The organism is Rathayibacter sp. AY1H3 (assembly GCF_002932015.1).
The window spans coordinates 73,875-95,160 of record NZ_PSUU01000006.1; the positions used below are offsets into that span (position 1 = coordinate 73,875).

The following is a 21,286-nucleotide window of genomic DNA, read 5'->3' on the forward strand; positions in this document are numbered from 1 at the left end:
CGCGCCCCGCGGCCCGCCGCCCCGTCCGCGCACTCTCTCAGGAACATGGCACCGGCTGTTCGACCGCCCGGCAGGGGTCCACGGTTACGATGGACGACAGTGCACGGCGGTTCACCCCTTGTTCGCCTGCCCCGATGGACGCCCGTCGGAGCCCGACGGTCGGGCATCGACGCCAGAGGGGGACGGGAAAGAGCACCGCAGATGAAGAGACTCCTCGAATCGCAGAAGGTCCGCTTCCTCATCGCGGGCTGCACCAACACGGCGATCGACTTCCTCATCCTCAACACGCTCGTGCTCCTGCTCGGTCTGCCGACCCTCGTCGCCAACGTCTTCTCCGTCCTGGTCGGCATCACGATCTCGTACGCGCTGAACCACTTCTTCGTCTTCCGCCACCCGGGCAGGGTCTCGGTCGCCACGTTCGCGAAGTTCTTCCTCGTCACCGGGTTCAGCTCGCTGGTCCTGCAGTCGGCGATCATCTACGGCTTCGAGGTCTTCTTCGACACCCGCTTCGGCAACTCGCTGCTCTTCCTCCCCAGCTCCGGCGAGAACGCCTTCCTCGCGATCAACATCGCCAAGGCCGTCGCGGTCCTCGTGGGACTGGTGTGGAACTTCTGCATGTACAAGTTCGTCGTCTTCCGCCGTCCGGCGCACGATGCGCTGCCCGCGATCGAGACGGTCTCCCCCGCCGCCGTGGCCGTCAGCACCGAGCCCGTCGACATCGTCCGCTGAGGGCCGCAGGCTCCCGGGCACCGCTCGAGCCGCGTGCTAGCCTCGTCGAGTTCTTCCGACGGGGTACTCCTCCCGTCGACGCCGCACCACCCGGAGGCTCCCATCGCCCGCTCGACGTTGCCCATCGCGGTCGTCGTCGTCACCCACTTCTCGGGTGAGGTCCTCCGCGCGTGCCTCGAGTCCGTGCCGGAGGCGACGGAGCACGACGTGCGCATCGTGGTGGTCGACAACCTGACCACGGACGACTCCGTCCGCAGCGTCGTCGAGCGCCTGCCGCAGGTCGAGTTCCACGAGACCGGGCAGAACCTCGGCTACGGCCGGGCCGTCAACTACGCGGTCGACCGCCTCGGGCCCGAGGTCGAGTGGATCCTGGTCACCAACCCGGACACGGTCTTCCTCCCCGGCTCGATCGACGCCCTCTACGCCGCGGCGACGGCGGACGACCGGATCGGCTCGATCGGGCCCCGGATCCTCGACTCCGACGGCACGATCTACCCCTCGGCCCGCGCTCTGCCCTCTCTCGGCACGGGCGTCGGGCACGCCGTCTTCGCCCACGTCTGGCCCGGTAACCCGTGGTCGGCGACTTACCGGCGCTCGCGCGCGGTCGAGACCCTCCGCCACGGCCGGATGGAGGCGGGCTGGCTCTCCGGCGCCTGCGTGATGGTGCGCCGCACGGCCTTCGAGGAGATCGGCGGGTTCGACGACCGCTACTTCATGTACTTCGAGGACGTCCAGCTGGGCGACTCGCTCGGACAGCGCGGGTGGACCAACGTCTACCTCGCCGACGCGGTCGTCTCCCACCTCGGCGGGCACTCCACCCGCCTGGCCTCGGCGCGGATGCTCGCGGTCCACCACCGCAGCGCCTACCTCTACCTCGCGCAGAAGTACGGCGCCTGGTATCAGGCGCCGATCCGCGCGGCGGTCCGCGCCGGGCTGGGCGCCCGGGTCGCGCTGATGCGCCTGCGCTCGAAGAGCTGATCCGCTCCGATCGGGCGGGCCGCCTGGCCGGCGCCGGGCGGCCCGCCCACCGGATCGGCGGTCAGGACGCGGAGTCGAGCTCCGTGTAGAAGGCCCGCGCCTCGTCCCAGGTCGGCAGCAGGCCCTGCGCCTCGGCCTCGGCCAGCGTCGGTGCGTCGGTGTCCTTCGGCGAGAGGAGCAGCTCGCCGGCCTCCTCCGGGAAGCGCAGGCCGATCTGCTCGTCGAGCGGGTCGATACCCTTCTCCCGCACCGGGTCGAAGGTGGCGTTCACGAGGTACGAGACCACGGCGCCCTCGGTCAGCGCCACGAAGGCGTGCGCGACCCCCTCGGCGATGTAGACGGAGCGGCGGTCGACGTCGTCGAGCAGGATCGACTCCCAGCGCCCGAAGGTCGGCGACCCGACGCGCACATCGATCACGTAGTCGAGGACCGCACCGGAGAAGCACGAGACGTACTTGGCCTGCGACGGCGGGATCTGCGCGAAGTGGATGCCGCGGACGGTGCCGCGCCGCGAGACGGAGGTGTTGCCCTGCCGGAGCGAGAGCGGGTGCCCGACCTTCTCGGCCAGGCGGTCGAAGCGGTAGAACTCGTAGAAGACCCCGCGATCGTCGGGGAACTGGCGCGGAGTCACTTCGTAGACGTCGGGGATGTCGAGCTCTCGGATCTGCACGGTCGCCAGTTTAACGACGGCGTGTCACGGGCCCGCGACGCCTCTCTGCGCCACCCGGCGGCGTGCCGGAGCGCCGACCGTCGGCCGACGGACCGCTCGGGCATGATGAGGAGGTGACCTTCCTCATCACGGGCGCCTCCGGCATGCTCGGCACCGACCTGCGCGCGGCCCTCGGCTCCCGCCCCAGCACCGCCCTCGGCCGCTCCGACCTCGACGTGACCGACCTCGACGCCGTGCGCGCCGCCGTCGCGGGACACGACGCCGTGGTGAACTGCGCCGCGTACACCCGCGTCGACGACGCCGAGACCGACGAGGAGGAGGCGCACCGCGTCAACGCCGTCGGAGCGCGCAACCTCGCCCTCGCCACCGCCGAGACGGGAGCCGCACTCGTGCAGGTCTCCACCGACTACGTCTTCGACGGCTCCGCGACGACCCCCTACTCCGAGGACCACCCCCGGAACCCGATCTCGGCCTACGGCCGCACGAAGGCCGAGGGCGAGCGCCTGGTGCTCGATGCCAACCCGGACCGCGGGTACGTCGTCCGCACGGCCTGGCTCTACGGCGAGCACGGCGGCAACTTCGCTAAGACGATGGTGCGACTGGCGGGCGCGCACGAGACGCTGACCGTGGTCGACGACCAGCACGGCCAGCCCACCTGGACCGCCGACCTCGCCGCGCGCCTGATCGAGCTGGTCGACGCGGAGGCCCCGGCCGGCGTCTACCACGGCACCAGCTCCGGCGAGACGACCTGGCTCGGCTTCGCCCGTGCCGTCTTCGCCAAGGCGGGCCTGGATCCCGAGCGCCTGCGCCCGACCGACAGCGGCTCGTTCGTCCGCCCCGCTCCGCGTCCGGCCTACTCGGTCCTCGGACACGACGGCTGGAGCCGGGCGGGCCTGCCGCCGCTGCGCTCCTGGCAGGACGCGCTCGCCGCCGCACCCCTCGAGGCGGTGACCCCGTGACCACCACTCTCCGCGTCGTCGTCGACCAGATGCTCGCCCGCGTGCCCGGCGGCATCGGCCGCTACACCGAGGAGCTCACCCGCGAGCTGATCGCGACGGCTCCCCGCGACTGCGAGGTGGAGGCCGTCGTCTCCGCCCACCCGCCCGAGAAGGAGGAGGAGCTGCGCCTGCGCCTGCCCGGCCTCGCGCGCATCCACCGGCTGCCGCTCGGGCGCCGCGAGCTCTCGCGCGCCTGGCAGTACGGGATCGCCATCCCGGCCGGCGGCGGCATGATCCACGCCCCGAGCCTCTTCGCCCCGTTGCGCAGCCACGACGGGAGCGAGGGCGAGCAGATCGTCGTCACGATCCACGACACGGTGCCGTGGACGCATCCCGAGACCCTCACTCCGCACGGCGCGAAGTGGCACCGGGCGATGGCGAAGCGCGCCCGCAAGCACGCGGACGCCGTCGTCGTCCCCACCCACGCCGTCGCCCACCAGCTCTCCCAGCTGATGGACTTCGGCGATCGACTGCGCGTGATCGGCGGAGCCGTCGGCTCCGGCCTGGTCGTCCCGGAGGACGCCGACGAGCGCGCCACGGCGCTGGGCCTCCCCCCGGAGTACGTGCTGAGCGTCGGCACGCTGGAGCCGCGCAAGGGCCTGGTCTCGCTGATCGCGGCCTTCGGAGGAGCGTCCGCCCCGGCGATCCCGCTGCTCCTGGTCGGCCCGACCGGCTGGGGCGACCTGGACGTGGCCTCCGTCGCCGACGAGCAGGGCCTCGACGAGACGCGCGTGCGCGCCCTGGGAGTCCTCAGCGACGCCGACCTCGCCGTCGTCCTCTCGCGGGCCACCCTCTTCGTCTACCCGAGCATCGCCGAGGGCTTCGGCCTGCCCGTGCTCGAGGCGATGCACTTCGGAGTGCCGGTGGTGCACTCCGACGACCCCGCGCTGATGGAGGTCGCCGCGGACGCCGGCGTCGCCGTCGAGCGCGGCGACGCGAAGGACTACCCGGACCGCCTCGCCCTCGCCATGAGCAGCGTGCTCGCCGACACCGGTCTGCGCGAGCGGATGTCGGTGGCCGGCCGCGACCGCTCCCGAGCCTTCAGCTGGCGCGACTCCGCCGAGCGCGTCTGGGCGCTGCACGCCGACCTCTGAGGCGTGCGGCACCCGGCCGTCTACGGCGCGGAGTCGCCCGACAGTCCGGCACTCACCAGCGAGTGCACGACGTCGTAGTCCGGGTCCTCCGGGTCGACGGCCGGCGGGACCAGCTCGATCGGATCCACCGGCTGCGACTTCGTCTTGAGCCCCAGCTGCACGAAGTAGCCGAGCATCCCCTGCGGGACGTCCGTCTTGATGACCTGGGACCCGGCGGACGCGACGTCCTGGAACTTGGCGAGGACGTTGCCCGGCTCGAACTGGGCGAGCAGCGCCTCCTGCACCTGCCGCTGGCGCGCCATCCGGTCGTAGTCGCTCGTGGTGTAGCGAGACCGGGCGTAGGCGAGGGCCTGCTCGCCGTTGAAGTGCCAGTGCCCGGGATCGATCCACTGGTTGACGCCCTGCATCACGCCGTCGGAGTCGGGCAGCCCGCCCAGGGGCAGCGGCTCGTCGGCGACGTAGTCGATGTCGATGCCGCCGAGCGCATCGATCAGCTGGGCGAAGCCCTCCATGTCGATCAGCGCGTAGTACTGGATCCTCAGATCGAGGATGCCCTCGACCGCGTCGCGCATCGCCTCGATGCCGGGCTCGCTGCCGTGGTCGACGGCGTCGGGGTAGAGCTCCGGGTGCTTCAGCTCGACCTCGGTGTAGACCGAATTGAGCTTGCAGACGTCGACGGCGCAGTTGTCGGTGTCGTAGCCGTCGGGGTAGAGCTCGTGCATCGGGCTGGTCTCGGGGAACGGGAAGTCGACGAACTCGCGCGAGACGCCGATGATCGAGGCCTTGCCGCTCGACGCGTCGATGCTGACCACCGAGATGCTGTCGGGGCGCAGACCGTCGCGGTCCTCTCCCGCGTCGCCGCCGAGGAGCATCACGTTGTAGCGGCCGTCGATCGGCTGCTCGATCGCTCCGCCGCCGAAGATCGACGACAGCGTCCCCCGTGTCACGCCGAGCAGGTAGGTGCCGTAGGCGGTGGTGCCGACCGAGATCGCCATCAGCGCGATCGTCGCGAACGCGAGCACGCCGCGCATCCGCGGGCGCACCCGGACGACGCGGATCAGGCGGAGGGTGTCGAGCGTCAGCACGGCCCAGACCACCCCGTAGACGACGAGCGCGGCCTGGAGCGCGAGCATCGAGACGTCGAAGGTCGCGAGCGTGTAGAGGCCGGTCGGGAAGACGAAGTAGAGGAGCACCGCGACCAGGAGGGCGACCCAGAGCCCGAGGGTGAAGCCGAGCCCCAGGCGCCCGAGCCGGCGGTTGCCCGCGAGGACCTGAGCGGACCCGGGCACCAGCAGGTTGACGATCAGCAGCCACCACGCCCGCCGCGTCATGAAGGCGCGGGAGGCGACGTCCGGGTGCCGCAGCGGCAGGGCGACGGCCGTCACAGGCCCGCCACCAGGGCGTCGTTCTTCGCGGCGACCTGCACCTCGAGGTCGGCGGCGAAGTCGTCGAGCGCTGCGGAGAGGGCGTCGTCCGCCGTCGCGAGGATCTTCACCGCGAGCAGTCCGGCGTTCCGCGCTCCGCCGATGGAGACAGTGGCGACGGGGACGCCCGCCGGCATCTGCACGATCGAGAGGAGGGAGTCGAGCCCGTCGAGGCGGGCGAGCGGGACCGGCACTCCGACGACGGGGAGCGAGGTCACGGCGGCGAGCATGCCGGGGAGGTGGGCGGCTCCGCCCGCTCCGGCGATGACGACCTTCAGGCCGCGGCCGCGGGCCTCGCGGCCGTACGCGATCATCGCCTCCGGGGTGCGGTGCGCGGAGACGACCCGGACCTCGTGCGCCACGCCGAACTCGGCGAGGACGGTGGACGCCGCCTGCATGACGGACCAGTCCGAGTCCGAGCCCATCACGACGCCGACGAGCGGCGCGGGCCCGTTCACGAGCGCGTCCGCGCTCACGAGAGGGCTCCGGCAGGGGTCGGGGAGGTCGGCAGGCTCGTCACGGCGACCATCGTACGGGTCAGTCCGTGAGAACGGCCGCCGCCGCGCGAGCCTCGTAGACCACGAGGTCGAGGTCGTCGCCGGTGGCGTTCACGTGCCCGACCTTGCGGCCCGGTCGCGGCTCCTTGCCGTAGTTGTGCACCTTCACGCCCGGGTGATCGGCGAGCACCCGCGGATAGCGGTCGGTCAGCGACTCCCCCACCGGGCCGCCGAGCACGTTGACCATCACGGTCCACGGATCGCGGCAGCCCGTCGCGCCGAGCGGCAGGTCGAGGACCGCGCGCAGGTGCTGCTCGAACTGCGACGTGGTCGATCCGTCCATCGTCCAGTGGCCGCTGTTGTGCGGGCGCATGGCCAGCTCGTTGACCAGGATCCGGTCGTCCGTCGTCTCGAACAGCTCGACGGCCAGGACGCCGGTGACCCCGAGGCTGTCGGCGATCGTCTGCGCGATCTCGGCCGCGGCTGATGCGAGCCGGCCGGCGGACGCGGGGGCCGGAGCGATCACCTCGGCGCAGACGCCGTCGCGCTGCACCGACTCCACCACCGGCCAGAGGATGCTCTCGCCGGAGGGACGCCGGGCGACGAGCTGCGCGAGCTCGCGGCGGAAGCCCACCAGCTCCTCGACCAGGAGCGAGCCGCCCCGGCCGTCCTCGGCGAGGGCGGTGAACCAGTCGTCCGCCTCGTGGGCGCCGCGCACCACGCGCACGCCCTTGCCGTCGTAGCCGCCGCGCGCGGTCTTCACCACGGCGCTGCCGCCGTGCTCGGCCAGGAACTCCCCCAGCTCCTCGGCGGAGGAGACCTCGGCCCACTCGGGCACGGGCACGCCGAGCTCGGTCAGGCGGCGCCGCATCATCAGCTTGTCCTGGGCGAACAGCAGGGCGTCGGGGCCGGGGTGCACGGCGACGCCGCGGGCGACGAGCTCGCGGAGGATCGGCTGGGGAACGTGCTCGTGGTCGAACGTCACCACGTCCACGGTCTCGGCGAAGGCGAGCACGGTCGCCTCGTCGCGGTAGTCGCCGACCCGTGTCGCGGCGAGCCCCGCCGGGGCGCCCTCGCTCTCGGCGAGCACGGCGATCTCGATGCCGAGCTCCACCGCCGCGGGGATCATCATCCGGGCGAGCTGGCCGCCCCCGATCACGCCGACGCGCATGGCGCTCCTCCATCTCCGCCCGCTGGCGCGGGGCGGCTCCATGCTACCGAGGCCCCGACGCGCTCACGCGGGCGGCGGCCACTCCGGCTCGAGAGCGGGAGCCGCGCCGATCGCCTCCCGCAGCAGGTCGGCCGTGAGCTCCGGATCCGGCAGGTCCCGCAGCACGAACACCTCGGCTCCCGCCTGCAGGATCCGGACGTCCCCGCACCGGGCGAGGCGCTGGCCGAGGGAGCGCTCGACCACGACCTCCATCCTCCGATCGAAGACCACCTCGGCCCGCCGGATCGACGCCACGCCCCGGCGCGCGCTGAGGCCGGAGGCGGTAACGCGGTAGCGCACGCTCGCCCAGCCCGCGATCCCGGGAGCGCAGAGGAGCAGCACCAGAAGTGCGGTGCCGAGCCCGATGATCCAGCGCTGCAGGGCGAGCTCGAACTGCGCGGCGAAGTAGAAGCCCGTCCAGGTGAGCAGGAGGAGGCCGACGACCGGTGCGACCGCCCGGCGGGCGCGCGGGGTCAGCCGCGCCAGCTCGCGGTCGGCGGGGTCGGTCCTGGCCATCAGGAGCGCAGGTGCGTGACGTCGCCGGCCGTGAACGAGCGCAGCGCGCCGCCCTGCTCGAGCAGGAGCGAGCCGTCCGGGGCGAGTGCGGCGGCGGTCCCCTCCTCCTGCGTGCCGTCGGGCAGCTCGAGCCGGACGCGCGTTCCGAGGGTGCCGCAAGAGGCGCGGACGGCGGCGGCCGCTCCGGAGGCCTCGGCGTCGCCCTGGGCGAGCAGCGGAGCCAGCAGCCCCTGGAATTCGGTCAGGAACGCGGCGAGCACCTCGTCGGCGCTCGTCGTCCGTGCTCCGGCGAGGGCGAGCGAGGTGGCGGTCGGGACCGGCAGCTCCGCCTCCGTCAGCAGCAGGTTCACACCGGTGCCGACGACGACCCGCCCGTCCGGCAGGCGCTCGGCGAGGATCCCCGCGACCTTCCGGCCGTCGATCAGGACGTCGTTGGGCCACTTGACGGCGACGTCCCCGTCGACGAGGGGTGCGAGGGCCCGGGCGAGAGCGGCGCCGGCCACGAGCGGCAGCCAGCCGGAGGCCTCGGCGCCGAGGGCGGAGGCGTCGACCAGAGTCGAGGCCGCGAGCGTGCGGCCCGCGGGCGCCTGCCAGACGCGCCCCAGCCGGCCGCGCCCGGCGCGCTGGTCGCCGGTGGCGACGACGGAGAGGTGCGGCCACGCGGCGGGGTCGGCGGCCGCCCGCTCGCGGAGCTCGTCGTTCGTCGACCCCGCCGACTCGAGCGCGAGGACGCGGGGGGAGACAGCGGAGGAGAGCGGGAGGAGCATGCCGCCACGGTAGCGGCGGCTCCCGCGAGGCCGCTCCGAGCGCCGCTCGCGACGTCCCGCCCTTGTCCGGATCCTCCCTTTCGGAGCGGCCCTCCCTGTGCGAGTGCGACAAGAGGAGGCGTCCGCCCCGCCGGTAGGGTGAGCGGGTGACCGCGAACACCGAACGTCCCGCGCCCGATCTGTACACGACCGCGGGGAAGATCGCGGACCTCAGGAACCGCTACCACGAGGCCGTCACGGCCAGTGGCGAGGCGGCGATCGAGAAGCAGCACGCCAAGGGCAAGATGACCGCACGGGAGCGGATCGACACCCTCCTCGACCCGGGCTCGTTCGTCGAGCTGGACGAGTTCGTCCGCCACCGCACCCACGCCTTCGGCATGGAGAAGAAGCGACCCTACGGCGACGCCGTCGTCACCGGCACCGGCACCATCCACGGCCGCCAGGTCGCCGTGTACTCGCAGGACTTCACGATCTTCGGCGGCTCGCTCGGCGAGGTGGCCGGCGAGAAGATCATCAAGGTGATGGACCTCGCCCTGAAGACCGGCGTCCCGATCATCGGCATCCTCGACTCCGGCGGAGCACGGATCCAGGAGGGCGTGGTCGCCCTCGGCAAGTACGGCGAGATCTTCCGCCGCAACACCGCGGCGAGCGGCGTGATCCCCCAGATCTCGATCATCTGCGGCCCTGCCGCGGGAGGCGCGGTCTACTCCCCCGCCCTGACCGACTTCGTGATCATGGTCGACAAGACCAGCCAGATGTTCGTCACCGGGCCCGACGTGATCAAGACCGTCACCGGCGAGGACGTCGGCATGGAGGAGCTCGGCGGTGCGCTGACCCACAACAAGATCTCGGGCGTCTCGCACTACCTCGCGAGCGACGAGAACGACGCGCTCGACTACGCGCGGACGCTCCTCTCCTTCCTCCCGGACAACAACCTGTCGCCGGTACCCGTCTTCGAGACCGAGGTCGACCTCGAGACGACCGACGCGGACCGCTTCCTCGACACGGTCATCCCGGACAGCCCGAACCAGCCGTACGACATGCGCGCCGTCATCGAGCACATCGTCGACGAGGGCGACTTCCTCGAGGTGCAGCCGCTGTTCGCGCCGAACATCGTGATCGGCTTCGGCCGCGTCGAGGGCCGCTCCGTCGGCATCATCGCGAACCAGCCGAGCGCCATGGCGGGCACGCTGAACATCGAGGCGGGCGAGAAGGCGTCCCGCTTCGTCCGCTTCTGCGACGCGTTCTCGCTGCCGATCCTGACCCTGGTCGACGTCCCGGGCTATCTGCCCGGCACCGACCAGGAGTGGACCGGCGTCATCCGCCGCGGCGCGAAGCTGCTCTACGCCTACGCCGAGGCGACCGTGCCGCTGGTCACGGTCATCCTGCGCAAGGCCTACGGCGGCGCGTACATCGTGATGGGGTCCAAGCAGCTGGGAGCCGACATCAACCTCGCGTGGCCGACCGCCGAGATCGCCGTCATGGGAGGCCAGGGCGCGGTGAACATCCTCTACCGCAACGAGATCCGCAAGGCGGAGGAGGCCGGCGAGGACGTCGCAGCCGTCCGGACGCGCCTGGCGAACGAGTACACCTACAACGTCGCGAGCCCGTTCCTCGCGGCCGAGCGCGGCGAGCTCGACGGCGTGATCGAGCCCTCGGCGACGCGTGTCTCCGTCATCAAGGCGCTGCGGGCGCTGCGCACCAAGCGCGCCAACCTGCCCGCGAAGAAGCACGGCAACATCCCGCTCTGACCCGACTCGCTCGGACGCCGCGGCAGGAGACGGGAGACCGTCCGTGCCGCGGCGTTCCGCTGCGACCGCCTCCTCACGGGGCGGAGGGGCGGAACGATCAGTCGGAGGAGCCGGGGCCGGTCCGTCGGGCAGCGGACTCCGCGGGAGCATCGGGCCGCACGACGGGAGCGGCCGGCTCCGCGGCCGGAGCACCCGGCTCCCCTGTCGCGGAATCGGGCTCCGCTTCCCGGGCATCCGCCCTCGCAGCCGGAGCACCCGCCTTCACCGCAGGACCACCCGCCTTCACCGCAGGACCGTCCGGCTCGGCTGCCGGAGCACCCGCCTTCACCGCCGGAGCGCCTGCCTTCGCGGCCGGAGCATCCGGCTTCGCCGCGGGCGCCTCGGACGGCTTCTCCTCCGGCTTCGCCCCGACCACCCGCGCGAACGCCAGCGCCTGCGCGGCGGAGAGGTCCGGCAGGTAGGCGCGACCCAGCGCGGCTCCGATCCGAGGCAGCTGCAGCGCGTCGGGGTAGGTCATCCAGAGGCCCGCGTAGCGCGGGTGGAACTTGGCCTTGAAGCGGAACAGCGACGTGAAGCCGTAGGCCGGCTCGAGCGTCCGCGAGAGGAACTCGAGCAGGCGCGAGAGGACCGTCGGCTCCGGAGGCTCCTCCCCCTCCTCGACCGGTGCGGTGGCGAGCGGTGCGCCCGAGAGCGAGAGGAACTCGGCACCCTCCTCCTTGACGCGCAGCGCCGCGGAGGCGATGAGGAACTCCATGATGCCGGGCATCGAGTCGTCGGAGCGGCGCATGAAGTCGAGGGTCCAGCCGACCACGCGACCCTCCCTGTGCACGGGCAGCCAGCTCGTCACTCCCTGCAGCACGCCGTCCGGTCCGACCGCGAGCAGAAGGGCGACGTCGGGATCGCGGACCTCGTCGATGCCGCCGAGGGTGAAGCCCATCTCGGGCAGCGCCTTCTCGGCGACCCAGCGCTCCGACAGGTCGACGATCTGGTTGGCCATGCCGAGGGAGAGCTCGGGCCAGCTGGTCCACTGCGCCTCGATGCCCAGCTTGATGCCGCGCGTGAGCGGGTAGCGCACCTTCTGCCACCGCTTGCCGGTGAGCTCGAAGGAGGAGAGCTCGATGATCGTCTCCTCGCCGACCGAGAGGCGCGACCAGCCGAGCCGGTCGAAGACGGGGAGCAGCTCGTCGTGGATGCTGTAGAACACGGGCGTCCAGCTGCGCTCGTCGCAGAACCGCACGAACTCGGCCACGACGTCCTCCCGCCGCTCGGGAGCGCAGGCCGGGTCGGAGAGGGTGATCGCCACGCCGCCGATCACCCGGTAGGCGACTCCGCCGGTCCCGTCGGCCGAGATCCAGTGCGCGTTGCCCTCCCAGGTCCCCTGGTGGCCGAGGCTGCCGGCGCCGTGCAGGGACAGGAGCGCGCGGTACCGCGCCTCGTCGCCGCGGTTCCGCTGCACGTCGGTGGCCCGGAGCAGAGCGACCACCGCCACGACGACCACGAGCCAGAACACCGGGCCGACCCACTCGAAGACGATCCGCGCAACGGGCTCCCGCGGCACGGCGAGCAGTCCGGCGCCGCCGAGGAAGCTCACCGGGACGAAGCGCAGCAGCCCGTCCAGGAGGAGCCTCCCGAGGCCCAGGAGCGGCTCGAAGCTCGTGCGCACGCCGGCCGAGAGCGCCAGGTAGCCGCCGAGGGACACGACGAAGGCGATGGCGACGACCCGCGTCCAGAGCCTCGCAGCGGCACGGGGCGCGCGGATGCGGAAGTGCCTCCTCCCGATCACGAGCATCGCCACGACGGCCAGCGGCACCAGCACCGTCGTCGCCACCCAGACCAGGTACTCGGCGTAGTACAGGAACTCGGGGTGACGGGCGGCGCGCTGGAGGGAGAAGACCTCCAGGATCGCGATCGCGATGTTCACCCCGACCGCCAGCAGCAGGCCCAGGCGGCGCCCGGAGCGCAGGCCGTAGGCGGCGACGAGCAGGAGGAGGAGCGGGACGAACGTCAGCAGGATCGGCCCGGGGGCGACCAGGCTCAGCTTCACGTGGTGCGCGCAGTGCCGGAGGGCGCGGCTGCACGGGTCCTCGAGGTCCGTCGTCCCCGTGAAGGCGCTCTGCAGCAGTCGGCCGAGGAACGAGAACGGACCGTAGCCCGAGTCCGAGAGGACGGCGACGAGCGGACCGATCGCGGTGACGACGACGACCGCCGCCAGCAGCCCCCGGGACTCGCGGTGCGAGCTCGGCGCCGGACGCTGCGGACGCAGCCCCGCCGCTCCCCGCGCGAGCACCGCGCCGAGCACGAGCCCCGCGCCGCCCGCGAGGAGCCGGTACGCGTCGGCGGAGTCGCCCGCGTAGAGAACGAACATCAGCACGACGGCGAAGACGGTCACCCGGAGCCGGCGACGCCATAGAGCGCCCATGAAGGCGGTCGAGGCGATGAGGGCGCCGACCGCGCCGATCAGCGGGTCGAAGGTGTGGTCGCCGACGGTGTCGCCCGCCCACCACTCCCCGACGAGAGCGCCGATCGACTGCACGGAGGACCCGACGACGATCCCGACGGCGCCGGTCACGAGGAAGGCGAGGAGGGTGCGGGCCGAGCCGAGGCGGCGCTCCGCGGCGAGGAGCATCGGGAGCACCAGCACGACGTCCAGGAGCAGCTGCAGCGGGTCCGCCGCGATCAGGAGGGCGGTCACCGCTGTCCACGGACGGCCGTCGAGGGTCGTCATCGGGCCCGCCGCCCACCAGGACGTCGTCTCGGCTCCCGCGGGGGCGACGAGCGTCCCCGTGATCGCGCTCGCGGCCAGGAGGACCAGGACGACCGAGACGGCCGCGGGCGACCTCCGGACCAGCAGACGCAGGGGGCGCAGCGCCGCGGCACCGCTCCTCGGGAACCACGTCGGCATGCGGGGACGCTCCTGTTCGCAACGGACGGACGACGCTCCGGCGGCATCCGGCGTCAGCATAGCCATGCCCCGCCGACCGGCGCCGTGAACGGCATGCGATAGCGTCACGGGATGACCGCCTCCGACTCCGCACCCGCCGTCGTCATCTCCACCCCCGGCCTCGACGCCGCCGAGATCGCCGCCGTCACGGCCGTCGTCACCGCACTGACCTCTCGCACCGAGGCCGAGCCGGAGACCCCGCAGGAGCTCAGCGGGGGCTGGAACGACCGCGCCGCGGCGGTCCGCAGGCCGCTCCGGCCGGCACCCGGAGCGTGGCGCTCCTTCTCCGGCTGAGCGGACTCGCAGACGCAGCCCGTCGGGGAACGAGCGATCCGCGACGCGGAACGTGAAATTTGTCCCCCGATTAGTCCCCTAAAGTGCTGACTATGCGCCTCCTGGCGGAGCGAGCACACTAGTGGACGTACGGTGCTCCTCCTTCGGAAGGGGCACCGCCAATCACTCGCCGACCAGGGTAAGCAGGCGGGTGTGTTGGGGGCGAGTGAGGGTAATATTCGGGTTGTTACCCTCACTCGGGGTTTGACGGCGGGCCGGGCCCCCTCTTCGGAGGAGTGGACGGCCCGCCGCACTCCGTTAACGGGCTTTCGTCCTGACGCGCTCTGCGCTCAACGGGCTCTGCCCATGACGGCTCTGCTCACGCTCGTGCCGCGCCGTGCCGCGCCGCGCCGTCGATCGGTCCGCTCCGAGAGACCGGGCGCGCCGAGACCTGAGCCGTGCTGAGAGCCGGAGCGTCCCGCCCGCGGCACCGATCCGACTTCCGCACGCCCTCCGGGGGGGGGTCGCCGCCGGTCGCTGCGCAGGCGGACGGCCGCGCCGTCCCGCGCGCTCTCCGCCGCTCAGACGTCCCGTCCGCCGACGCCGTCGCGCCGGATCTCGACCCAGGCGTCGACCTCGTCCCCCGCGTCGTCGGAGCCGAGGGCGCCCGCGCTGCCGTCGCCGGCCGTCCGCAGGCCCACGACCGTGACGGCTGACGCCGAGTCGGCCGACGCGGTGCGCACCACCACGCGGTCGACCTCCTCGCGGATCCCGCTCAGAGCCTGGGCGAGCTCCCCCAGCACCCGTCGGCTCTCGCCCTCGGAGGTGCGGTCGAGGCCGCCGTCGTCGAGCACCGAGACGGTCACCCCCCGCCGCCGCGCGTCGAGCACGAGACGCCGCACCTCGTCGTCCAGCAGCCGCCGGCCGCGGATCTCGTCGCGCACGGCCGCCTCGAGCAGCCGGCACTCGCGCCGCTCCTCGTCGGTGAGGCCCGGTCCCGGCTCGGCGATGCGCAGCAGCATGTCGGCGGCGAGGGCACGGGTCTGCTCCAGCCGGACCTCGCGCTCCGTGAGGTGCGCCTCCTCCGCGGCCCGCCACGACGCGGCCGCGCGCTCGGCCGCCTCGAGCACGCGCGCCTCGGAGCCCGCGCGCCCGAGCTCGACGATGAGCAGCTGCGCGATCGCGACCCAGGCGATCCCCCCGACGACGCCGAGAGTGGCCAGCGCGGCCGGGCCGGCCCAGAACACGGTGTGCACGATCAGGAAGCCGACGCCGACCCAGGCGCAGGCCGCGCGCCGGCGGGCGCACACGATCGTCATGAGGGTGCCGACCGCGGCGATGTACCAGGTGGAGTAGCCGTTGGAGGCACCCGGATCGAGCGAGGGCGCGACCAGCAGCGGCAGAGCGACGGCGACCGCGGTCATCCCGACCGCGACGGGCAGGGCGAGCCGGGTCGTCGCTCCCGGCCAGAGGGCGACGACGGTCGCCGCGACGTACAGCGCGACCGCGACGAGGTCGGCCGGCGTGGCCGGGGAGATGCGGAAGGAGAAGAAGGCGAGCACCACGTGGTACAGCGAGAAGCCGGCGCCGAGCGCCTGGAGCAGGGGGCGCGGGTAGGCGATCACGGCCCTCCTCCCGCGTCCGCCCGCCAGGAGAGGACGACACGGGTGCCCTCGCCCGGAGTCGAGTCGACCCGCGCCGATCCCCGCGCGTTGTGCACCCGCTCGAGGATGGAGAGCCGGATGCCCAGCCGCTCGCGCGGGACGTCGGCGAGCCGGAAGCCGCGGCCATCGTCCTCCACCACGACCTCCACCGCGCCGTCGCCCAGCAGCCCGTGCACGGCGCGGTGGACGCTGCCGCTCGGACCCGCGTGCTGAACGCTGTTGGCGAGCGCCTGCCAGACCGCGCCGAGCAGCGCCTCGGCCACCGGGCGCGGCAGCGTCGTCGCGCGCGGATCCACTCCGTCGGCCGTCGCGACTGCGATCTCGGTCCCGAAGGTGGACGCCGCGTGGGCGAGCTGGCGTTGCAGGAGCTCGAGCGGGACCAGCCCCTCGGGCGGCTCCGGCTCGTGGTCGGGCAACAGCACGGCGAGGGTGCGCTGCGCCATCGAGGAGACCAGCGCACGCTCGGCCGGCGACTCGGCGGAGGCGGCGGAGAGCAGCGTCGCGAGCACGTTGTCGTGCACCAGGGCGTCGACCTCGACCCGTTCCACCTCGCCGGCGTGCTGGCGCATCGCCGCCTCGTACTGCTCCATGGCCGTCGTCTGCGCGCGATCGATCTGGTCGGCCGACTGCCGGAGCACGGTGATCAGCACCAGCATCACGAAGCCGACGATGCCCACGTAGGCGGCGTCGAGGATCGCGCGGGTCGGCTCCGCCCCGCCGCCGGAGGGGAGGACGCGCAGCAGCCCGAACAGCACGGTCGTCACCGACACGTACGCGATCGCGATCCGGAGGGGAGCCGCGATCGTGCAGAAGGCGGTGCCGATGGTCAGCAGGTACCAGATCCACGGGGTCTCGCGGTCCGCGCCCCCGGTGGCGACGGCGGCCGGCCAGGTCAGGAGGGCGACGAGGACGCCGACCGCGACCAGGAAGGCCGTGATCCGCGTGCCCCGCCGCAGCACGGCGGTGACCACGGCGGCGGTGAGCGATCCGAAGACCAGCACCAGCACCGGCCAGGCCACCTCGGGGCGCAGCAGGGGCAGCTGGGCAAGGATCGGCGGGACGGTCTGCACACCGAAGCCGAAGCCGAAGAACGACACGACCGTGCTGATGATCCGGTCGATCCGCTCGCGCCCGGCGTTGCGGCGGGCGATCGGCGCCTCAGCGCCCGCCATCGCCGTCGTCCGGGTCGATGCCCGGCAGGATGCCGTCCTCCACCGCGCGCCGCAGCAGATCGACCTTCGTCGGGGCGGGACGGCCGATCTCGACGTACTTGTCGCGGATCCGGTCGAGGTACTCCTTCGCCGTCGACACCGAGATCTGCAGCCGCTCGGCCACCAGCTTCAACGGCAGCCCCGAGGCGTAGAGGTGCAGGACGTCGCGCTCGCGACGACCGAGCACGGCCCGCGCGAAGTCGTCGTCGGCGTCGATGGCCGAGGCCCACTCCAGATTGTTGAGGACCTCGCCGCGGGCGACCGTGCGGATCGCGGCGACGACCGTCGACATGGGCGAGGACTTCGGGATGACGCCGGCCGCTCCCGCGGCGAGCGCCTCCCGCACGGCCACGACGCGGTCGGCGATGCTGTGGACGAGGACGGCGGAGCCGCGCACCTGCCCCCACTTGACGTTGCTGGTGATGCTCGAGCCGTCGTTCAGGGACAGGTCGAGGACGAGCACCTCGATCTCGGCGCCGCCGATCGTGCTCTCGAGGGCCTGGACGGTCTCGGCGGCGGCGACCACCTGCATCCCCGCGCTCTCGACGGCGGCGGCCACGCCCAGGCGCACCGACTCGTGGTCGTCCACGATCGCCACGCGCACGCGCGGGGCCTCGGCTGCGTCGACGTGGGGCTCCATCCCGCCCATGGTACGCAGGCGCGGGCCCGCGGTCAGTCCTCTCGGCGGACCAGTCGCGCAACGGCCTCCACGTGGGAGGTGTGCGGGAAGAGGTCGAAGCCCTCGAGGCGCTCGAGCTCGTAGCCGGCCCCGGTCAGGGCGCCCACGTCGCGGGCGAGCGCGACCGGGTCGCAGGCGACGTAGACGAGCTGCGCCGGCCGCAGCTCCGCCAGAGCGTCGGTGACCGCTCGGCCGGCGCCCGAGCGCGGCGGGTCGAGGACCACGGTCGCCGCGCGCCACCGCGCCCGCTCGCGCGCATCGGCCTGGGCGACGACGTCGCGGAGGTAGCGGTCGACGCGGGCGGTCACCGCGCGGGCGCCGACCTGGTCGGCCAGGTTCTCGAGCGCGTGCTCGGTGGCGCGGGAGTCGCTCTCGACGCTGGTCACGCGCACTCCGGCGCCGAGGCGGTCGGCCAGCGCCGCGGCGAGCAGGCCCACCCCGCCGTAGAGGTCGTGGTTGGCGGCCGACGGGTCCGCCGCATCCGCGTCGACGGCGGCCTGCACGGCCTCGAAGAGCGCGGCGGCGGCTCCGCGGTGCACCTGCCAGAAGCCGGTGCGGTCGACCCGGAAGGTGCGGTCGGCGACGAACTCGCTCACCACCGTGCGGTCGCGGCGGGCGCGCTTGTCGGAGGGGTCGTGCACGAGCACCGCGGCCCCCTCGGACCCGGCCGCGTCGACGAGGTCGACCACCGAGCCGGGAGCGAGGCGCTCGCCGAGCGGTGCGGCCAAGGAGGAGTCGGCGGTCGCGAGGGGCAGCGACTCCACGGTGACGACGTGGTGGCTGCGTGCCGCGTAGGGGCCGACCCGTCCGTCGTCGTCGACGTGGAGGCGGTTCCGCGTGCGCCAGCCGAGGCCGCCGGACGCGTCGTCCCCGCCGATCGGCGAGACCTCCACCTCGACCTCGCGACGGGCGAAGCGGGAGAAGGAGTCGACGAGCACGAGGCGCTTCAGCTCGCGCTGGTAGGCCAGGTCGGCGTGGCCGAGCTCGGCGCCGCCGACGCGCTCCCCCGGGCGGCGGTCGAGGGCGGCCTCGGGCCAGACGTGCTCCACCCGGTGCTCGGACGCCTCGAGCACCTCGAGCGCCTCGGCACGCCAGAAGCTGTCGTGCCGGACCTCGCTGATCCGCGCCCGCACGCGCTCGCCGGGGAGGACGTCCGGGACGAAGACGACGCGGCCCTCGTGCCGGGCGACGAACACGCCGCCGTGGGCGACGTTGCTAATGTCGAGCTCGATCTCGGTCCCGAGTGCGTCGTCGGCCCCGTCGGGGCGGGCGGATGCTCGGGACGGGGTCTGTGCCATCCGTCGAGCATCCCACAGCGTGGGCCCGGCCGCAGGGAGCCCTCGTGCGCCTCTACCTCGCCTCCACCTCCCCCGCGCGCCTCGCGCTGCTGCGGGCCTCCGGGATCGAGCCCGTCGTCGTCCCCTCCGAGGTGGACGAGCCCGCGGCCGTCGCCCGGGCCGAGCAGGAGCGGGGCGCGGCGCTGGACGCGGACGCCACCGTCTCGCTGCTCGCCCGCGCCAAGGCGCACGCCGTCCTGCGCCCGGACATCGACGGTCTGGTGCTCGGCGGCGACTCCGCGTTCGTCCTCGACGGCGTCGTCCACGGCAAGCCGCACGAGCCCGAGCGGGCCCGGCAGCGCTGGCGCGCCCAGCGCGGACGCACCGGCCGCCTCCACTCCGGCCACTGGCTCGTCGACCACCGCGGCGGGAGGATCGTCGCCGAGGCCGGAGCGGTCACCTCCGCCGCCGTCACGTTCGCCGACGACATCGACGACGCCGAGATCGACGCCTACGTCGCCACCGGCGAGCCCCTCGAGGTGGCCGGCGCCTTCACCATCGACGGCCGCGGCGCCGGCTTCATCACCGCGATCGAGGGCGACCCCTCGACGGTGATCGGGATGTCGGTGCCGACCCTCCGCACTCTGGTGCGGAGCCTCGGGGTCGACTGGACCGCGCTCTGGAACCGCTGAGGCCCGTCCCGCCCTTGTGAGGAACCGACGAAGGCCCTCCGCTTCTTTGTGGTGAGCCGCGCCGGGCCGGGCGGAGCCGCCCCCTAGGGTTGAGGACCATGCCGAAGATTACGAAGGTGCTCGTCGCCAACCGGGGCGAGATCGCCGTCCGAGTCATCCGCGCCGCCCGCGACAGCGGGATCGCCTCCGTGGCCGTCTACGCCGACCAGGACCGCGACGCCGTGCACAGCCGCCTCGCCGACGAGGCCTACGCCCTCGGCGGGACGACCAGCGCCGAGACCTACCTCGTCATCGACAAGCTGCTCTCGGTGGCGCGCCGCTCCGGTGCCGACGCCGTGCACCCCGGCTACGGCTTCCTCGCCGAGAACGCCGACTTCGCCCGCGCCGTCATCGACGCCGGCCTGATCTGGATCGGCCCCGGCCCCGAGGCCATCGAGCGCCTCGGCGACAAGGTCTCGGCCCGCCACGTCGCCGAGAAGGTCGGCGCGCCGCTGGCCCCGGGAACCCTCAACCCCGTCTCCGGTGCCGCCGAGGTGCTCGAGTTCGTGGACCAGTACGGCCTCCCCGTCGCGATCAAGGCGGCCTTCGGCGGCGGCGGTCGCGGCCTCAAGGTCGCCCGCGAGCGCGACGAGGTCGAGGAGCTGTTCGCCTCCGCCACGCGCGAGGCCGTCGCCGCCTTCGGCCGCGGCGAGTGCTTCGTCGAGAAGTACCTCGACCAGCCGCGCCACGTCGAGACCCAGTGCCTGGCCGACGCGCACGGCAACGTCGTCGTGGTCTCCACCCGCGACTGCTCCCTCCAGCGCCGCCACCAGAAGCTCGTCGAGGAGGCGCCCGCGCCGTTCCTGACGGACGCGCAGAACACCGAGCTCTACCGCGCCTCGAAGGCGATCCTGCAGGAGGTCGGCTACCTCGGCGCCGGAACCTGCGAGTTCCTGATCGGCAAGGACGGCACGGTGTCCTTCCTCGAGGTGAACACCCGCCTCCAGGTCGAGCACCCCGTGTCGGAGGAGATCACCGGCATCGACCTCGTGCGCGAGCAGTTCCGCCTCGCCGAGGGCGGCGTGCTCGACTACGACGACCCGGCGCCCCGCGGCCACTCCTTCGAGTTCCGCATCAACGGCGAGGACGCGGGCCGCGGCTTCCTCCCCGCTCCGGGCCCGGTGCACGTCTTCAAGGCCCCCGGCGGACCCGGCGTCCGCGTCGACTCCGGTGTCGTCGCCGGCGACGTGATCTCCGGCTCCTTCGACTCGCTCCTCGCGAAGCTGATCGTCACCGGCGACAGCCGCGAGCAGGCGCTGGAGCGCTCGCGCCGCGCCCTCGCCGAGTTCGAGGTCACCGGACTGCCGACCGTCCTCCCCTTCCACCGCGCGATCGTCGAGGACCCGGCCTTCGCCCCCGAGGGCGGCGCGCCCTTCACGATCTACACCCGCTGGATCGAGACCGAGTTCGAGAACACGATCCCGGCCTGGAGCGGCGAGCCCGGAGCGACCGACGAGCCGGCGGCCCGCCGGAACGTGGTCGTCGAGGTCGACGGGCGCCGCGTCGAGGTCACGCTCCCCGGCGACCTGGTCGGCTCGGGACCCGCCCGCGGGGCCGCTGCCGCCTCCCCGAAGCGCCGCGGCTCCTCCTCCGTCAGCACCGTCACGGGCGACTCCGTCGCCTCGCCCATGCAGGCCACCATCGTCAAGGTCGCCGTCCTCGAGGGCGACACGGTCGTCACCGGCGACCTGGTCGTCGTCCTCGAGGCGATGAAGATGGAGCAGCCGCTCACCGCCCACAAGGACGGCGTCGTGAAGGGCCTCGACGCGACGGCCGGAGCGACCGTCCCCGCGGGACACGTGCTCCTCCAGATCGTCTGAGCCCGTTCCGGGCCGCTCCTCGCGCGGCCCGGCGCGGTCGGCTCCTCGACGTGAGT

Annotated in this window: 19 protein-coding genes; 8 read left to right on the forward strand and 11 right to left on the reverse strand. The window is 73.2% G+C overall.

Translation table 11 applies throughout. The annotated features are described in order from the left end of the window. The first annotated feature begins 201 nt into the window (after positions 1 to 201). Both C5C33_RS04290 and C5C33_RS04295 read left to right on the forward strand, forming a co-directional pair. Positions 202 to 729 (forward strand): GtrA family protein, encoded by a 528-nt coding sequence (locus C5C33_RS04290; protein WP_104223158.1) that lies wholly within the window; start codon positions 202 to 204, stop codon positions 727 to 729. A gap of 117 nt (positions 730 to 846) precedes the next feature. After that, positions 847 to 1,707, forward strand: coding sequence for a glycosyltransferase family 2 protein (locus tag C5C33_RS04295; RefSeq protein ID WP_244229466.1), 861 nt, complete (start codon positions 847 to 849; stop codon positions 1,705 to 1,707). Positions 1,708 to 1,768: 61 nt separating this feature from the next. Here the strand turns inward: C5C33_RS04295 and C5C33_RS04300 are convergent, their stop codons facing one another. Next, positions 1,769 to 2,377, reverse strand: a complete 609-nt coding sequence (locus C5C33_RS04300) for a dTDP-4-dehydrorhamnose 3,5-epimerase family protein (protein ID WP_104232821.1) — start codon at positions 2,375 to 2,377, stop codon at positions 1,769 to 1,771. A 113-nt stretch (positions 2,378 to 2,490) separates the two neighbouring features. Between C5C33_RS04300 and rfbD the strand changes: the two genes are divergently transcribed. Continuing rightward, entirely contained in the window at positions 2,491 to 3,336 is an 846-nt protein-coding gene (gene rfbD / locus C5C33_RS04305; protein ID WP_104246678.1) for a dTDP-4-dehydrorhamnose reductase, read from the forward strand. Next, complete coding sequence (locus C5C33_RS04310; protein ID WP_258069176.1) at positions 3,333 to 4,469, forward strand: glycosyltransferase family 1 protein; 1,137 nt, start codon at positions 3,333 to 3,335, stop codon at positions 4,467 to 4,469. The genes rfbD and C5C33_RS04310 overlap by 4 nt, the downstream gene beginning before the upstream one ends. Positions 4,470 to 4,489: 20 nt before the next feature. Here the strand turns inward: C5C33_RS04310 and C5C33_RS04315 are convergent, their stop codons facing one another. The 5 genes from C5C33_RS04315 to C5C33_RS04335 all read right to left on the reverse strand — a co-directional run bounded on the left by C5C33_RS04315 (position 4,490) and on the right by C5C33_RS04335 (position 8,883). Beyond that, the gene (locus C5C33_RS04315; RefSeq protein WP_258062231.1) at positions 4,490 to 5,854 is read right to left on the reverse strand and encodes an LCP family protein; all 1,365 of its coding nucleotides are present in this window, start codon (positions 5,852 to 5,854) and stop codon (positions 4,490 to 4,492) included. Then, complete coding sequence (gene purE / locus C5C33_RS04320) at positions 5,851 to 6,318, reverse strand: 5-(carboxyamino)imidazole ribonucleotide mutase (protein WP_104246749.1); 468 nt, start codon at positions 6,316 to 6,318, stop codon at positions 5,851 to 5,853. Before purE ends, C5C33_RS04315 begins: the two co-directional genes overlap by 4 nt. Positions 6,319 to 6,430: 112 nt before the next feature. Continuing rightward, on the reverse strand, positions 6,431 to 7,561 hold the full coding sequence (locus C5C33_RS04325) for a 5-(carboxyamino)imidazole ribonucleotide synthase (RefSeq protein ID WP_104260500.1): 1,131 nt from the start codon (positions 7,559 to 7,561) through the stop codon (positions 6,431 to 6,433). A gap of 63 nt (positions 7,562 to 7,624) precedes the next feature. Continuing rightward, positions 7,625 to 8,116 carry a PH domain-containing protein gene (locus C5C33_RS04330; protein WP_104246680.1) on the reverse strand — a complete coding sequence of 164 codons (492 nt, stop codon included), beginning with the start codon at positions 8,114 to 8,116 and terminating at the stop codon, positions 7,625 to 7,627. Continuing rightward, positions 8,116 to 8,883: a biotin--[acetyl-CoA-carboxylase] ligase gene (locus C5C33_RS04335; RefSeq protein ID WP_104260501.1), complete on the reverse strand. Its 768-nt coding sequence runs from the start codon at positions 8,881 to 8,883 to the stop codon at positions 8,116 to 8,118. The genes C5C33_RS04330 and C5C33_RS04335 overlap by 1 nt, the downstream gene beginning before the upstream one ends. Before the next feature lie 146 nt (positions 8,884 to 9,029). On the opposite strand from C5C33_RS04335, the gene C5C33_RS04340 reads away from it, so the two are divergent. Beyond that, positions 9,030 to 10,634 (forward strand): acyl-CoA carboxylase subunit beta, encoded by a 1,605-nt coding sequence (locus C5C33_RS04340; protein ID WP_104223164.1) that lies wholly within the window; start codon positions 9,030 to 9,032, stop codon positions 10,632 to 10,634. A gap of 97 nt (positions 10,635 to 10,731) precedes the next feature. Here the strand turns inward: C5C33_RS04340 and C5C33_RS04345 are convergent, their stop codons facing one another. Further along, entirely contained in the window at positions 10,732 to 13,536 is a 2,805-nt protein-coding gene (locus tag C5C33_RS04345; RefSeq protein ID WP_181136186.1) for a DUF2156 domain-containing protein, read from the reverse strand. A gap of 111 nt (positions 13,537 to 13,647) precedes the next feature. On the opposite strand from C5C33_RS04345, the gene C5C33_RS04350 reads away from it, so the two are divergent. Then, positions 13,648 to 13,869, forward strand: coding sequence for an acyl-CoA carboxylase subunit epsilon (locus tag C5C33_RS04350; protein WP_104225462.1), 222 nt, complete (start codon positions 13,648 to 13,650; stop codon positions 13,867 to 13,869). Between the two features lie 560 nt (positions 13,870 to 14,429). Here C5C33_RS04350 and C5C33_RS04355 read toward each other — a convergent pair. From C5C33_RS04355 to C5C33_RS04370, 4 genes are read right to left on the reverse strand one after another with little or no spacing between them, the layout of a single operon-like run. Then, positions 14,430 to 15,473 (reverse strand): hypothetical protein, encoded by a 1,044-nt coding sequence (locus tag C5C33_RS04355; RefSeq protein WP_104225461.1) that lies wholly within the window; start codon positions 15,471 to 15,473, stop codon positions 14,430 to 14,432. Further along, on the reverse strand, positions 15,470 to 16,684 hold the full coding sequence (locus C5C33_RS04360; RefSeq protein WP_104232828.1) for a sensor histidine kinase: 1,215 nt from the start codon (positions 16,682 to 16,684) through the stop codon (positions 15,470 to 15,472). The genes C5C33_RS04355 and C5C33_RS04360 overlap by 4 nt, the downstream gene beginning before the upstream one ends. Further along, complete coding sequence (locus C5C33_RS04365) at positions 16,671 to 17,372, reverse strand: response regulator transcription factor (RefSeq protein WP_104223169.1); 702 nt, start codon at positions 17,370 to 17,372, stop codon at positions 16,671 to 16,673. The genes C5C33_RS04360 and C5C33_RS04365 overlap by 14 nt, the downstream gene beginning before the upstream one ends. Positions 17,373 to 17,395: 23 nt before the next feature. Then, positions 17,396 to 18,700: a class I SAM-dependent RNA methyltransferase gene (locus C5C33_RS04370; RefSeq protein WP_146080877.1), complete on the reverse strand. Its 1,305-nt coding sequence runs from the start codon at positions 18,698 to 18,700 to the stop codon at positions 17,396 to 17,398. A 44-nt stretch (positions 18,701 to 18,744) separates the two neighbouring features. Between C5C33_RS04370 and C5C33_RS04375 the strand changes: the two genes are divergently transcribed. Continuing rightward, entirely contained in the window at positions 18,745 to 19,371 is a 627-nt protein-coding gene (locus C5C33_RS04375; protein ID WP_181136187.1) for a nucleoside triphosphate pyrophosphatase, read from the forward strand. Positions 19,372 to 19,469: 98 nt separating this feature from the next. Then, the gene (locus C5C33_RS04380; RefSeq protein WP_104260503.1) at positions 19,470 to 21,230 is read left to right on the forward strand and encodes a biotin carboxylase N-terminal domain-containing protein; all 1,761 of its coding nucleotides are present in this window, start codon (positions 19,470 to 19,472) and stop codon (positions 21,228 to 21,230) included. Positions 21,231 to 21,286 lie beyond the last annotated feature (56 nt).

What these genes read in the sequence shown, in the direction of transcription:
- C5C33_RS04290 (WP_104223158.1), top strand. Translation starts at nt 202, where the DNA reads ATGAAGAGACTCCTCGAATCGCAGAAGGTCCGCTTCCTCATCGCGGGC.
- purE (WP_104246749.1), bottom strand. Translation starts at nt 6,318, where the DNA reads ATGGGCTCGGACTCGGACTGGTCCGTCATGCAGGCGGCGTCCACCGTC.
- C5C33_RS04325 (WP_104260500.1), bottom strand. Translation starts at nt 7,561, where the DNA reads ATGCGCGTCGGCGTGATCGGGGGCGGCCAGCTCGCCCGGATGATGATC.
- C5C33_RS04330 (WP_104246680.1), bottom strand. Translation starts at nt 8,116, where the DNA reads ATGGCCAGGACCGACCCCGCCGACCGCGAGCTGGCGCGGCTGACCCCG.
- C5C33_RS04335 (WP_104260501.1), bottom strand. Translation starts at nt 8,883, where the DNA reads ATGCTCCTCCCGCTCTCCTCCGCTGTCTCCCCCCGCGTCCTCGCGCTC.
- C5C33_RS04345 (WP_181136186.1), bottom strand. Translation starts at nt 13,536, where the DNA reads ATGCCGACGTGGTTCCCGAGGAGCGGTGCCGCGGCGCTGCGCCCCCTG.
- C5C33_RS04350 (WP_104225462.1), top strand. Translation starts at nt 13,648, where the DNA reads ATGACCGCCTCCGACTCCGCACCCGCCGTCGTCATCTCCACCCCCGGC.
- C5C33_RS04360 (WP_104232828.1), bottom strand. Translation starts at nt 16,684, where the DNA reads ATGGCGGGCGCTGAGGCGCCGATCGCCCGCCGCAACGCCGGGCGCGAG.
- C5C33_RS04365 (WP_104223169.1), bottom strand. Translation starts at nt 17,372, where the DNA reads ATGGGCGGGATGGAGCCCCACGTCGACGCAGCCGAGGCCCCGCGCGTG.
- C5C33_RS04370 (WP_146080877.1), bottom strand. Translation starts at nt 18,700, where the DNA reads ATGGCACAGACCCCGTCCCGAGCATCCGCCCGCCCCGACGGGGCCGAC.
- C5C33_RS04380 (WP_104260503.1), top strand. Translation starts at nt 19,470, where the DNA reads ATGCCGAAGATTACGAAGGTGCTCGTCGCCAACCGGGGCGAGATCGCC.